The organism is Streptomyces sp. NPDC051104 (genome assembly GCF_040682835.1).
GTDB classification, from domain to species: domain Bacteria; phylum Actinomycetota; class Actinomycetes; order Streptomycetales; family Streptomycetaceae; genus Streptomyces; species Streptomyces cynarae.
Genome location: NZ_JBFBBS010000017.1, coordinates 105072 through 117829, shown reverse-complemented (window position 1 = coordinate 117829; position 12758 = coordinate 105072). Strand labels below are relative to the sequence as shown.

Annotated in this window: 10 protein-coding genes; 1 reads left to right on the top strand and 9 read right to left on the bottom strand. The window is 74.1% G+C overall.

Translation table 11 applies throughout. The features are described 5' to 3' along the window. Positions 1 to 35: 35 nt before the first annotated feature. The 9 genes from hypE to AB0N14_RS23340 form a co-directional block, all read right to left on the bottom strand. The gene (hypE, locus tag AB0N14_RS23380) at positions 36 to 1115 is read right to left on the bottom strand and encodes a hydrogenase expression/formation protein HypE (protein WP_366027636.1); all 1080 of its coding nucleotides are present in this window, start codon (positions 1113 to 1115) and stop codon (positions 36 to 38) included. Beyond that, entirely contained in the window at positions 1108 to 2232 is a 1125-nt protein-coding gene (gene hypD / locus AB0N14_RS23375) for a hydrogenase formation protein HypD (RefSeq protein ID WP_366027635.1), read from the bottom strand. Before hypD ends, hypE begins: the two co-directional genes overlap by 8 nt. After that, entirely contained in the window at positions 2229 to 2540 is a 312-nt protein-coding gene (locus tag AB0N14_RS23370) for a HypC/HybG/HupF family hydrogenase formation chaperone (protein WP_366027634.1), read from the bottom strand. Before AB0N14_RS23370 ends, hypD begins: the two co-directional genes overlap by 4 nt. 53 nt (positions 2541 to 2593) lie before the next feature. Continuing rightward, on the bottom strand, positions 2594 to 5008 hold the full coding sequence (hypF, locus tag AB0N14_RS23365) for a carbamoyltransferase HypF (RefSeq protein WP_366027633.1): 2415 nt from the start codon (positions 5006 to 5008) through the stop codon (positions 2594 to 2596). Then, positions 5005 to 5754 (bottom strand): hydrogenase nickel incorporation protein HypB, encoded by a 750-nt coding sequence (gene hypB, locus AB0N14_RS23360; protein ID WP_366027632.1) that lies wholly within the window; start codon positions 5752 to 5754, stop codon positions 5005 to 5007. The genes hypF and hypB overlap by 4 nt, the downstream gene beginning before the upstream one ends. Before the next feature lie 3 nt (positions 5755 to 5757). Next, entirely contained in the window at positions 5758 to 6153 is a 396-nt protein-coding gene (hypA, locus tag AB0N14_RS23355; protein WP_366027631.1) for a hydrogenase maturation nickel metallochaperone HypA, read from the bottom strand. Between the two features lie 75 nt (positions 6154 to 6228). Then, the gene (locus AB0N14_RS23350) at positions 6229 to 6771 is read right to left on the bottom strand and encodes a hydrogenase maturation protease (RefSeq protein ID WP_366027630.1); all 543 of its coding nucleotides are present in this window, start codon (positions 6769 to 6771) and stop codon (positions 6229 to 6231) included. Beyond that, complete coding sequence (locus AB0N14_RS23345) at positions 6768 to 7958, bottom strand: hypothetical protein (RefSeq protein WP_366027629.1); 1191 nt, start codon at positions 7956 to 7958, stop codon at positions 6768 to 6770. Before AB0N14_RS23345 ends, AB0N14_RS23350 begins: the two co-directional genes overlap by 4 nt. Positions 7959 to 7982: 24 nt before the next feature. After that, on the bottom strand, positions 7983 to 9716 hold the full coding sequence (locus AB0N14_RS23340) for an enoyl-CoA hydratase-related protein (RefSeq protein ID WP_366027628.1): 1734 nt from the start codon (positions 9714 to 9716) through the stop codon (positions 7983 to 7985). A 220-nt stretch (positions 9717 to 9936) separates the two neighbouring features. Here AB0N14_RS23340 and AB0N14_RS23335 point away from each other — a divergent pair, with 220 nt between their 5' ends. Beyond that, positions 9937 to 12726, top strand: coding sequence for a SpoIIE family protein phosphatase (locus AB0N14_RS23335; RefSeq protein WP_366027627.1), 2790 nt, complete (start codon positions 9937 to 9939; stop codon positions 12724 to 12726). Positions 12727 to 12758: the final 32 nt, after the last annotated feature.

Below are 12758 nucleotides of genomic sequence, written 5' to 3'. Positions count from 1 at the left end.
ACGAGCCGGCGCAGCGGCGCCTCGGTACCCTCCGGTCAGCAGATCCGGGGCAGTTGCTCCCCGAGCGGCATGTCCACCACCCGCGTGCCCCCCAGCCCGGTACGGGCCACCACCATGCCGGGATGGTCCCGGACCACCTCGCCGATGATCGCGGCCTCGGCACCGCGCGGATGCGCCCGCATCGCGTCCACCACCGCGTCGGCGTGCTGGCGGGGCACGAACGCCACCAGCTTGCCCTCGTTGGCCACGTACATGGGGTCCAGGCCCAGCACGGCACAGGCGTTGGCGACGGCGGGCGGGACGGGGACCTTGCGCTCCTCGATGACGACCCCGGCGCCCGCGGCGGCGGCGATCTCGTTCAGAGCGGCCGCCAGCCCGCCCCGCGTGGGGTCCCGCAGCATGTGCAGGTCCCGGGTGACGGCGAGCATGGCGTCCACCAGTCCGCCGAGCGGCGCGCAGTCACTCACGATCTCCACGCCGAACTCCAGCCCCTCCCGCACACTCATGATCGCCACACCGTGCACGCCGATCGCACCGCTGACGATCACGACGTCACCGGGGACGACCCGCTGCGGCCGCAGGTCGACACCCGCCGGGATGAGCCCGATCCCGGCCGTGTTGATGTAGATGCCGTCGCCGTGGCCGGCCTCCACCACCTTGGTGTCGCCCGTCACCACATCGACCCCGGCCGCCCGCGCGGCCGCGCCCAGCGCGTCGGCGACCCGGGTGACCGTGTCGATCTCGACGCCCTCCTCCAGGATGAACCCGCAGGAGAGGTAGGCCGCCCGGGCCCCGCTGACGGCGAGGTCGTTGACGGTGCCGTTGACGGCGAGGTCGCCGATGCTGCCGCCGGGGAAGAACAGCGGCCGCACCACGAAGGAGTCGGTGGAGAAGGCCAGGCGCAGACCGCCGAGCGACAGCGCGGCGGCGTCGCCGAGCCGGTGCAGCACCTCGCCCCCGAACGCGGGCGCGAACACGTCCTGCACCAGTTCCGCGGACAGCGCCCCGCCCCCGCCGTGGCCCATCACGATGCGGGACTGGTCGCGCAGCGGGGCCGGACAGGTCCAGGCCGCGGGGTCCGGCAGGGGCGCGGTCAGGTCGATGGCGTCAGACAACGGAGGTCGCCTCCCGGGCCGCAGGGGTGGTGTCCAGGCGCCGGTAGAGGTAGTACGCGGCGCAGGCGCCCTCGCTCGAGACCATCGTGGCGCCGAGCGGGCTGCGCGGGGTGCACACGGTGCCGAACGCCTCGCACTCGTGCGGCTTGAGCAGGCCCTGCAGGACCTCGCCGCTGCGGCACGCGGCCGGCTCCTCGGTCCGGATGCCCTCGACCGAGAAGCGGTGCTCGGCGTCGTAGTCGCGGTACTCGGCGGACAGCCGCCAGCCGCTGTCCGGGATCACACCGATGCCGCGCCAGGCGCGGTCGGTGACCTCGAAGACGTCCTCCAGCATGGCCTTGGCGGCCGGGTTGCCCTCGGGGCGCACCGCGCGCGCGTAGGCGTTGTCGACGGTGTGCTCGCCTCGCTCCAGCTGGGCCACGGTCCGGCGCACGCCCTCCAGGATGTCGAGGGGTTCGAACCCGGTCACCACGATCGGGACCCGGTGGCGCTCGGCCAGCTCCGGGTACTCGTCGATCCCCATCACGCTGCACACGTGCCCCGCGGCCAGGAACCCCTGCACCCGGCACTGCGGGGACCGCCTGATCGCCTCGATGGCGGGCGGCACGCGCACATGGGAGACCAGCATGCTGAAGTTCCGGATGCCGAGCTTGCGCGCCTGATACACCGTCATCGCGTTGGGGGGCGCGGTCGTCTCGAAGCCGATGCCGAAGAACACCACCTGCCGGCCGGGGTTCTGCTGGGCGATCCTGAGGGCGTCGAGCGGGGAGTAGACGACCCGTACGTCTCCACCCTCTCCCCGTACCTGGAACAGATCCCGTCCGGTCCCGGGCACGCGGAGCATGTCACCGAAGGAGCAGAAGATCACCTCGGGTCGGGAGGCGATCTCCAGGGCCTTGTCGATGACCTCGAGCGGGGTCACGCACACGGGGCAGCCGGGCCCGTGGATCAGTTCGACCTGGTCGGGCAGCAGTTGGTCGATGCCGTGGCGGATGATGCTGTGCGTCTGTCCTCCGCAGACCTCCATCAGCGCCCAGGGCCTGGTCACCGTGGCGTGGATCTCGTCGAGGAGCCGGCGTGCCAGATCCGGGTCCTGGAACTCGTCGATGTACTTCACTGCTTCCGCGCCTCCTCGCGTGCGGGCGGCAGCACCCCGCCCGCCTCCGCGGCCATTTCCCAGGGGTCGCCGAACTCCTCCTGCAACGTGCCGAGTTCGGCGAACAGCTCGAGCGTCTGCCGCGCCGACTCCTCGTCCAGGCGCTGCAGGGCGAAGCCGACGTGGACGATGGCGTACTCGCCGACCTGGAGGTCGGGCAGGTACTCCAGGCACACCTCCTTGACCACCCCGCCGAAGTCGACGTTGGCCATCCGGGTGCCGTCACGTTCCTCGATGTCCAGCACTCTGCCGGGTACCGCCAGGCACATGGGCCTCTCCTCGCTGTGGGTGGTGCGTCGCCCGGCGCTGCCGGGACGGTCGGTCAGTCGGGGGCCGCCCCGGCGCGTGCCGCGACGACGAGTTGGCCGAGGGCCAGGCCGCCGTCGCCCGGCGGGACCAGGTGGTGGCGCAGCACCGTGAAGCCGTCCGCGCCGAGGGCACGCGCGCAGGCCGAGGAGAGCGGTGAGTTGAGGAACACGCCGCCCGTCAGGGCGACCGTGTCCACTTGGTGCCGCTCCCGCCCGAGCGCGCACAGGCGGTGCACGAGATGGGCGACGGCCCGGTGGAAACGGGCCGCGATCAGCTCCGGTCCCACGCCCGCGCGCAGGTCGTCGACGATCGCGGCGAGGACGGGCGCCGGATCGGCCCGCAGCGGGCCGACCCCCTCCGGGCCGTCGATCCTCTCCGCGCCGCTGTCCGTCTCCGGCTCCCGTAGGGCGAACGCGTACGCGGAGGTGTCCCCGGCCGGTGCCCGCAGCGCGGCGGCCTCCAGCTCGACCGCGGCCTGGGCCTCGTATCCCGCCCGGTGGCAGACGCCGGTGAGCGACGACACCGCGTCGAACAGCCGGCCCATGCTGGACGTGGCAACGCAGTTGAGGTTCCGCTCCAACTGCCGTGCCAGCACTCGGCGTTCGTCGGGCGGGCAGGCGGCCACGCAGGGCAGCTCCGCGGACCAGTCGAGGCCGGCGGCGCGCAGATGCGCGAGCGCCACGCGGTACGGCCGGTGCACCGCGGCGTCGCCGCCGGGCAGCGGCACATAGGCGAGATGGCCGAGGCGGGTGAAACCGTCGTAGTCCGCGAGCAGGAACTCCCCGCCCCATACGGCCCCGTCGTCGCCGTAGCCGGTGCCGTCGAAGGCCACGCCGAGCACCGGCCTGCTGCCGTCGAGTCCGTGTTCGGCCATGGCGGCGGCGATGTGGGCGTGGTGGTGCTGGACGCGGACGACGGGGCGGCCCGCCGCGTTGTGGGCGGCCCACCGGGCGGAGCGATAGGCGGGATGCCGGTCGGCGGCGAGCAGCCGGGGCCGGACGGGGGTGATCGACTCCAGTTGGGCGACGGCGCGTTCGAAGGCCTGCTGGGTGGCGAGGTCGTCCATGTCGCCGATGTGGGCGGACAGCCAGGCCCGGCGGCCCTCGCCGAGGCAGCAGACGTTCTTCAGGTCGCCGCCGACGGCGAGGGCCGGGCGCACGGGCACCGGAAGGGTCAGCGGCAGGGGGGCGTAGCCGCGGGCGCGGCGCACGATCAGCGGCCTGCCGTCGCACAGCCGCACCACGGAGTCGTCGCACGGCACATGGATGGGCCGGTCGTGAGTGAGCCAGGCGTCGGCCAGGTGCGCCAGCCGTTCCAGCGCCTCCTCGTCGTCGGTGACGATCGGCTCGCCGGAGACGTTGCCGCTCGTCATGACGAGCAGTCGCGGGCCGTCGGCGTCGCCGGGCAGGCCGAGCATCAGATGGTGCACGGGGGTGTACGGCAGCATGACGCCGAGGTCGGGGCTGCCGGGTGCGACGGCGTCGGCGGGCTGGTGGGCTCCGCGCGCGGGCGTCACGCGGCGCAGCAGCACGATGGGGCGGACGGTGCCGGTGAGCAGGCTCCGCTCCTCGTCGGTGAGCCGCACCAGGTGCGCGATGTCGTCCGTGTCCCGGGCCATCAGGGCGAACGGTTTGTCCCCGCGGGCCTTGCGGCCGCGCAGCCGGGCGACGGCGGCGGGGTCGGTGGCGTCGCAGGCCAGGTGGTAGCCGCCCAGGCCCTTGACGGCGAGGATCGCGCCGGACGCCAGCAGCCGGCGCGCCCCGGCGACCGGGTCGGTGTCCGTGACCGGTCGCGGCGGGCCGTCGCCGTCCCGGGGGCGGACGAGCAGCCGCAGGCGTGGCCCGCAGGCGGGGCAGGCGACCGGCTGCGCGTGGAAGCGGCGGTCGGCGGGATCGGCGTACTCACGGGCGCAGTCGGGGCACATCGGGAAGCCGTCCATGGTCGTCTTCGCCCGGTCGTAGGGCAGGCCGGTGACGATCGTGAACCGGGGGCCGCAGTGCGTGCAGGTGATGAAGGGGTGGCGGTGGCGCCGGTCGTCGGGGTCCGCGAGCTCCCGCAGGCACGCGGCGCAGGTGGCGGTGTCGGGCGGGATCAGGGTGCCCGCGGGGCCGTCCGTGCGGGAGGCGAGGATGGTGAACGCGGTGTCGCCGGCGGCGGGCACGTCCTGGTGGTCGACGCGCTCGACGCGGGCCAGCGGTGGGGCGTCCTCGGCGATGCGGTCGCAGAACCGGCCGACGGCAGCGGGCGCCCCCTCGACCTCCGCGACGACACCCTCCGGGGTGTTCGTCACATGCCCCGACAGCCCGATGGAGGTGGCGAGGGCATGGACGTACGGCCGGAAGCCCACGCCCTGCACCACGCCCCGTACGGTGACCCTGCGGCGCAGCGGCGCCTGGACGGCGACGGCCGTCGGGGGCGGAGCGCTCACGAGCGGGACTGCGCCAGGGCGCCGGCGCGGTCCGCGTGGTCATGGGTGTGGCCGTGGGCCGGCCGGGCCATGACGGGTGTGTGCAGGGGGGCGCCGTCCGCGGCGGCCAGCGCCCGGTCGAGCAGGGCGCCGGGCCCCAGGTCCCGGCGGGCGGAGGTGAGCAGCACCTCCACACCGGGGTTGACCTGCTCGACGTTCGCGCGGAACGCCGCCAGGTCGAAGGCGACGGCCTCGGCGATGTCGGTCTTGGTGACCACCACCAGGTGGGCGAGGCCGAAGGCGGTGGGGTACTTCAGCGGCTTGTCCTCGCCCTCGGTCACGGAGGCGAGGACGACGCGCAGGGTCTCCCCCAGGTCGTAGGAGGCCGGGCAGACGAGGTTGCCGACGTTCTCCACGAACAGCAGCCGGGTCCCCTCCGGCAGCCATCCCTGGAGGTGGCGGGCGAGCGTGTCGGCCTCGAGATGGCACAGCCCGTCGGTGAGGACCTGCTTGACCGGCACGCCCGAACGCGCCAGCCGTGTCGCGTCGTTCTCGGTGGCGAGGTCGGCGGTGAGCGCCGCGACCGGCACCGACCGCTCCCGGGCCAGCACGAGTTCGCGTTCGAGGAGGGCGGTCTTGCCGCTGCCCGGGCTGGACAGCAGGTTGACGACGGTGGTGCCGCGGGCCGCGAGCTCCGCGCGCAGGGTGTGCGCGGCCTGGTCGTTCTTGGCGAGTACGGCCTGCTGCAGGTCGACCACTCGGCACATGGTTCAGCGCTCCTCGGGGACGGTTTCGCGGGTGGGTGCGTGCGTCCGGGCGTCCTCCCAGTGCACGCTGACGATCTGCAGTTCGCGGCCCGACAGCAGGTCGATGGCGGCGCCGTCGCACCGCGGGCAGCTCAGCAGGGGCGGCATGCCGACGGCCCATTCGTGCGCGCACGGCTCGCAGCGGGCCCGCCCCGGGACCTCGTCGGTGACGAGTTCGGCGCCCTCGAGCAGGGTCCCGGCGCAGGCCAGTTCGAAGCAGAAGGACAGGGCGTCGGGTACGACACCGGCGAGTTCGCCCACCTGGAGCCGTACCGAACGCACCGCCGTGACGTCACCGGCCCGCTCGGCCGCCTCTTCCACCTGGCCGATCACCGCCAGCGCGATGGACATCTCGTGCATGGGTCTCCGTCCCGGCGAAGGCCGGGTCCCCGCCCCGTGGGGACGGGGACCGCTTGCGCGGCCCGCCGGGAACCATTAGAGGTGAGGCACCCCGGGCCCGTGGACCGGCACGCCGTCGCCGTCCGGCGGCGTACGCCGTTCGCCGCACAGCATCTCCTCGATCAGCCGGACGGCCTCGGGGACCGCGGCGGACACGGGCGGACTGAGTCCTACCCGCTCCTCCACCGAGGCCGGTTCGCAGCCGACCACGAGCGTGCGGCGCGGCGGTTCGGCTCCGGTTCCGGCGCACAGGGTGCTCAGCAGGGCGAGTACGGCGTCGGGGGTCATCCGGTGGCCGTCGATCGTGGCCACTTCGAGATCGTCGGCGCCCGTGTCGTCGTGCTCGATGACGTACAGGGTGCCGGGGGCCTCACCGCGCGCGGTGGCGTCCACCAGGATCAGGGTGTCGTAGCCGTCGAGGAGCTGGTAGGCGAGGTGCACTCCGCGCACCCCGATGTCCACGACCTCGACGTGCGCGGGCAGTTCGCACCGGGTGAGCGCGCGGGCGGTCTCCACGCCGAAGCCGTCGTCCCCGAGGAAGACGTTCCCGATGCCGGCGACGAGGACGGTGCCGCTCATACGTGGTCCTCCAGCGGGGTGACCTCGTCGGGGCGGAAGTAGTGGAAGGTTCCCCGCTCGCGGCGGACGTCGGCGCCCGGGTCGTCGTCCACGGTCACCGCCAGGTGGACCGAGCCGTCCACGTCGTGCCGCACGGCCTCGACGGTCGCGGGGCGGCCCCGAAGGAACACGTCCTGGGCGTCGGTGCGCCGCAGCCCCGGGTCGAGCCGCACCCGGCTCCCGGGTCCCACCGGCCGCCCGTTCACCACGATCCGTCCGCCCTCCGGTTCGCCGCCGGGCTCGCCCGCCGGGTCCCGCCACGGTGTGTCCGCAGGCGCCCCGTCCTGCGCGTCGATCCTCGGGTGGTCCTCCAGGATGACCGGTGAGGACAGCATCACGTCGGCGCGGCCCGGTTCGCCGGAGAGGACGGGCCAGGTGTGCAGATTGCGGCAGGACGCGATCGCGGCCCGGGCCCACTCGGGGGGATCGCTCATCGACAGGAAGGAGCCGGCGCTCAGCCCCATCAGCAGATGGGTGGAGACCAGGGAGTGCGGCAGTGCCGCGCCCCGGTCGGCACTCTCCCCGGCCTCGGGCGCCCAGACGCTGGTGTTCTCGACCACGGCGGTGAGTCGCAGGACCGGGCAGGGCCCCTCGAGCCGGTGTGCCGACAGCCGCAGCAGACCGCGGATCTCCTCGCCCCGGCGGACCGTACGGCCGACGACCCGGCCGTCCTCGTCGAGGATCTGCTCATGCTCCTCCCCCGCACGGCGGCCGAAGGCGACGATGACCCCGTCACCGTCGGTGAGCTCGTCGACGGTGACGACCGCGTCGACGCGCTCCTCGGTGCCCTCGTCGCAGGACACCAGGAGCCTTTCGCCCAGCCGGAGTTCGGGCACCGTCTCGAACTCACCGTCGGGGAACGCCCGTTGCACCGTGCGCCGCCGGGCGCGCAGGAAGCGCAGCTCCACCGCGAGGGTGGCGCCGGGCCCCGGTTCCATCAGGCATTCGGTGTGCTGGAAGTCGTACTCCTCGCTGCCCGCGCCCCAGGCGGGCGGTACGAGCACCCCGCACTGCCTTCGCAGCCGGGTGCGGGGGGCGGAGGTCCGGTACGGGTGGAGCGGGCAGCCCTCGAAGAGGACGGCGTCCGCCACCTTCCGGGCGAGGGCGAAGCGGGCCTCGGTCTGCGGGGCGAACGCGGTCACGCTCATGGCGGTCCTTCCGGTGGGGCCGGCTTACGGGGTGTGCTCCTCGGCCGGGGCCTCGGCCCGGACCGGATCCCCCGCGGTGCGGGGGCCGGTGGCCTGGGCCAGGTGCGGGGGTGTGCACGACGGCTTCTCCTTGCGGACGAAGGCGCGTCTCAAGGCGTGGTAGGGGGCGTACGGGTCGTGGAAGACGCGGTGCATCGCGGCCAGCTCCCGTTCCCGGAAGGCGGACAGGGGCTCGGTGCTCTCCTGGCGCTCCAGTGCCTCCTTCTTCGCCGCGATCCGTGCCCGTGTCCCCGGCAGCGACGCCAGCCGCGCCGCCAGCCGGCCGGCCTCCGCGGCGAAGTCCTGCGGCGCGCACTCGATCACCCGGTCGACGAGCCCGAGGCCGAGGGCGCCGGCGGCGCTCATCGGCAGCGCCTCGCGCACGATGCGGTCGGCCGCGGCGGCGCCCACCCGGCGGGGCAGCGTGTACGTCCAGTACTCCGAGCCGGTGAGGCCCATCAGCCGGTAGTGCGGGTTCAGTACGCAGCCGGATCGGCACCACACCTCGTCGGCGGCCAGGGCCAGCATCGCGCCGCCCGCCGCCGCGTTGCCCGCGAGTGCGGCCACCACCAGCCGGTCCGTGGTCGTCAGGACCGCCTCGACCAGGTCGTCGATGGCGTTGATGTTCGCCCAGGACTCGGCCGCCGGGTCCTCGGCCGCCTCGATGACGCCCAGGTGGATCCCGTTGGAGAAGAAGTCCCGCTGCCCGCCGAGCACCAGCACCGAGGTGGGGCGCGCGCAGGCCTGGCGGTAGGCGTCCAGGAGGCGCCGGCACTGCGTGGTGCTCATCGCGCCGCCGGGGAAGGAGAACGAGAGGAAGCCGACGCCGCCCTCCTCGCGGTAGCGGATGTCCGTCCAGGCGGGCCACCGCGCGCCCGGCGGGACGGGCAGCTCGGGCAGCTCGGGCAGCCGGTCGCCGAGGGCCTGCACGGCGGGGAGCTTGACCGAGCGCGGCTGCCCGGGGCGGCGCCGCCGTCGCAGCTCGGGGATCCACACGGCGCCGTCGCGTGTCGCCCGGCAGATCGCCCCGGCCCGGGTGGCGAGCAGCTCCCCGGGGGCACCGCGCAGATCGTTGTCGGGGTGGCCGCCGTGCAGGTACCACTCCTCGCCGAGCAGCACGTCCAGCACGCCGGGCTGCGAGTCGGCGGCGCGCAGCTTGCGCAGGACGGTGTCGGTCGCGTCGGTGTCCCAGTCGATGCGCCGCACGCTCTGGTCGAGATACGGACGGGGCCGCGACGTGTCCTGCCGCACGGGCGTGTGGGTCCCGGAGGCGAAGCGCTCGACGGCGAGGAGGACGGCGGCGAGGGCCGCGTCGGCGATCTCGCCCCGGTACAGGTCGCTCTTGGACAGCGGCGGGAGGGGGCAGGCGACGGACGCCCACACGTCACCGGCGTCCATCTCCTCCTCCGCCTGGAGGACTGTCACACCCCAGCGTTCGGCGCCCTCCTGGACGGCCCAGTCCAGGGAGGACGGCCCCCGGTCGCCGACGGGACCCGGGTGGACGACGAAGCACGGGTACGCCGCCCACACCTCGCGGGGGATCTCCGTCTTCAGCAGGGGCGCCAGGACGAGTTGGGGGGCGTGCCGCCGTACCGCCTCAGTCAGCGAACCGTCGGGCAGGGCGAGTTCCACCGCGACGGTGTGGCCGCGGTCGCGCAGTTCGCCATGGACGCGCTGGGTGAGACTGTTGAACGCGCTGGCCACGAGCAGAATGTGCACGGCGTACTCCCGGCGGACGACGGTGCGGACAGATGTGCCCGGCCGTCTGCGATCGTCGGCCACACGCGTCGGCCGCCCCCGCAGACAGGCGGCAGGTTCACCCGAAAGGCGGATACCGGGGCCACCACTCGGCGGCGGGCAGGTCACGGGAACGGCACCGGAACCGCCACCGTGTGTGACGCCTCTCGCCTCCCGGGGCGCGGCAGTGTAGACATGGCACATGGTCCGGCTTCCGGGTCGACCCGGTACCCGTTCGCCCCGTCGTGCCGGCGGTGTGCGCGCACCAGCGCACGACCGCGCTCCAGGGGCGTCGGAGCAGGGACCGGGGCGAGCGGCGCGCCGTTCGCTCGCGGGCCGCGAACAGGAGGCGGCGGGCCGGTCCCGGTCGGGACTGCGCGCGGCGCTGAGCGGGCGCAGCGTCGCCGGGCAGGTCTTCGTCCTGCAGGTCGTCATCGTGCTGCTGCTGGTCGTCGCGGCGGTGGCGGCGCTGCTGCTGCAGGTGCGGCACGACACCACACAGGAGGCCCGCAACCGCTCCCTGGCCGTGGCCGAGGCGTTCGCCAACGCGCCGGGCACGGTCCAGGCACTGGGCAGCCCGGACCCCACGGCCGTGCTGCAGCCGCGGACCGAGGCCGCCCGCAAGGCGACGAAGGTCGACTTCATCGTCGTCATGAACACCGACGGGATCCGCTACACCCACCCGAGACCCGACCGTATCGGCAAGAAGTTCGTCGGGAACATCCAGCCGGCGCTGGCCGGGGGCACCGAGATCGAGGAGATCAACGGGACCATCGGGCGGCTGGTGCAGGCGGTGGTGCCCGTCAGGGCGCCCGACGGCAAGGTCGTGGGCCTGGTGGCGGCCGGTGTCACGACGGAACACGTGGGCGGCGCGGCGAACCGGCAGATGCCGCTCGTCCTGGCCGCCGCGGCCGTGGGCCTCGCCCTGGCCACAGCGGGCACGGCACTTGTCAGCAGGCGGCTGCTGCGCCAGACCCACGGCCTGGGGCCGCGGGAGATGACCCGGATGTACGAGCACCACGACGCGGTGCTGCACTCGGTACGGGAAGGGGTGCTGATCCTCGGCGGAGACGGCGACCTGCTGCTCGCCAACGACGAGGCGCACCGCCTGCTCGGCCTGCCCAGGGACGCCGAGCGGCGCCATGTGTCCGAGCTCGGCCTCCCCCCGGAGACCGCCGCCCTCCTGGCCTCCGGACGGGTCGCCACAGACGAGGTGCACCTGGTCGGGGACCGGCTGCTGGCCATCAACCAGCGGTCCACCGACGTGGACGGCGGCCCGCCCGGCAGTGCGGCCACCCTCCGCGACTCGACGGAGCTGCGCGCCCTGTCCGGCCGGGCCGAGGTGGCGCGGGAACGCCTCAGCCTGCTCTACGACGCCGGTCTTGGCATCGGCACGAGCCTGGATGTGACGCGTACCGCCGAGGAGCTGACCGAGCTGGCCGTCCCGCGGTTCGCGGACTTCGCCAGTGTGGACCTGTTCGAGGCGGTGCTGGGCGGTGAGGAGCCGGAGGCGGGGAACGAGCTGCGCCGTGCGGCGTTCAGCGGTGTCCGCAAGGACACTCCCCTGTACTCGGTGGGCGAGCGGATCCAGTGGGTGGAGTCCTCTCCGCAGGCCGAGGGGCTGCACGGACGGGCCGTCCTCGAACCCCGTCTCGGCGAGGCTCCGGGCTGGCTGGCGCAGGACGCCGAGCGGACCGCTCAGGTGGTGGAGTACGGGATCCACTCGCTGATCACGGTGCCGGTGCGGGCGGGGTCCCTGATCCTGGGCCTGGTCAACTTCTGGCGCTGCGAGAAGCCGGAGCCCTTCGACGCGGAGGACCTGGCCCTCGCCGAGGAGCTGGTCGCCCGCGCCGCGGTCTCCATCGACAACGCTCGCCGCTTCACCCGCGAGCACAGCATGGCGGTGACGCTGCAGCGCAGTCTGCTTCCGCGGACGCTGCCCGCGCAGGGGGCCCTGGACATCGCCTACCGGTACCTTCCGGCGCAGGCCGGAGTGGGCGGTGACTGGTTCGACGTACTGCCGTTGGCCGGTGCCCGGGTGGCGCTGGTGGTGGGCGACGTCGTGGGCCACGGGCTGCACGCCGCGGCCACGATGGGGCGGCTGCGCACCGCGGTGCACAACTTCTCCGCGCTCGACCCGCCGCCCGACGAACTCCTCGGGCTGCTCGACGAGCTGGTCGGCCGCATCGACCAGGACGAGGCAGCCGATCCGGGCAGCGCCCCCGTCACGGGCGCGACCTGTCTGTACGCGATCTACGACCCGGTCTCCCGGCGCTGCACCGTCGCCCGGGCCGGCCATCCGCCACCGGCCGTGATCGGGCCTGACGGCAGCGTGGAGTTCCCCGACGTTCCGGCCGGTCCCCCGCTCGGCCTCGGGGGGCTTCCGTTCGAGACGGCCGACCTCGAGCTCGCGGAGGGCAGCCGGCTGGTGCTGTACACCGACGGGCTGGTCGAGGACCGGGGCCGGGACATCGACGACGGTCTGGAGCTGCTGGGCACCGCGCTGGCCGGAGCCGGGCCGTCCCCGGAGGACACCTGCCGGGCCGTCCTGGAGTCGGAGCTGCCGGACCGGCCGAGCGACGACATCGCCCTGATCGTCGCGCGCACCCGGGCCCTGGCCGCCGACCGGGTGGCCGAGTGGCCGGTGCCGACGGACCCGGCGGCCGTCGGCGAGGTGCGCGCGTCGGTGACCCGGCAGCTGGCGCGGTGGGGTCTGGAAGAGCTGACGTTCACCACGGAGCTCATCCTCAGCGAGCTGGTCACCAACGCGATCCGGTACGGCGGCGCGCCCGTGCGGGTCCGCATGCTGTACGACCGCAGCCTGATCTGCGAGGTCTTCGACGGCAGCACCACCTCACCCCATCTGCGGTACGCGGCCATGACCGACGAGGGCGGGCGCGGCCTGTTCCTCGTCGCCCAGCTCACCGAGCGCTGGGGCACCCGCTACACGCCCCGGGGCAAGGTCATCTGGGCCGAGCAGCCGCTGCGCTGAGGAGATGTCCCGCCAAGGAGAGGTCCCGCCCA

What these genes read in the sequence shown, in the direction of transcription:
- AB0N14_RS23370 (WP_366027634.1), bottom strand. Translation starts at nt 2,540, where the DNA reads ATGTGCCTGGCGGTACCCGGCAGAGTGCTGGACATCGAGGAACGTGAC.
- hypB (WP_366027632.1), bottom strand. Translation starts at nt 5,754, where the DNA reads ATGTGCCGAGTGGTCGACCTGCAGCAGGCCGTACTCGCCAAGAACGAC.
- hypA (WP_366027631.1), bottom strand. Translation starts at nt 6,153, where the DNA reads ATGCACGAGATGTCCATCGCGCTGGCGGTGATCGGCCAGGTGGAAGAG.
- AB0N14_RS23350 (WP_366027630.1), bottom strand. Translation starts at nt 6,771, where the DNA reads ATGAGCGGCACCGTCCTCGTCGCCGGCATCGGGAACGTCTTCCTCGGG.
- AB0N14_RS23345 (WP_366027629.1), bottom strand. Translation starts at nt 7,958, where the DNA reads ATGAGCGTGACCGCGTTCGCCCCGCAGACCGAGGCCCGCTTCGCCCTC.
- AB0N14_RS23335 (WP_366027627.1), top strand. Translation starts at nt 9,937, where the DNA reads ATGGTCCGGCTTCCGGGTCGACCCGGTACCCGTTCGCCCCGTCGTGCC.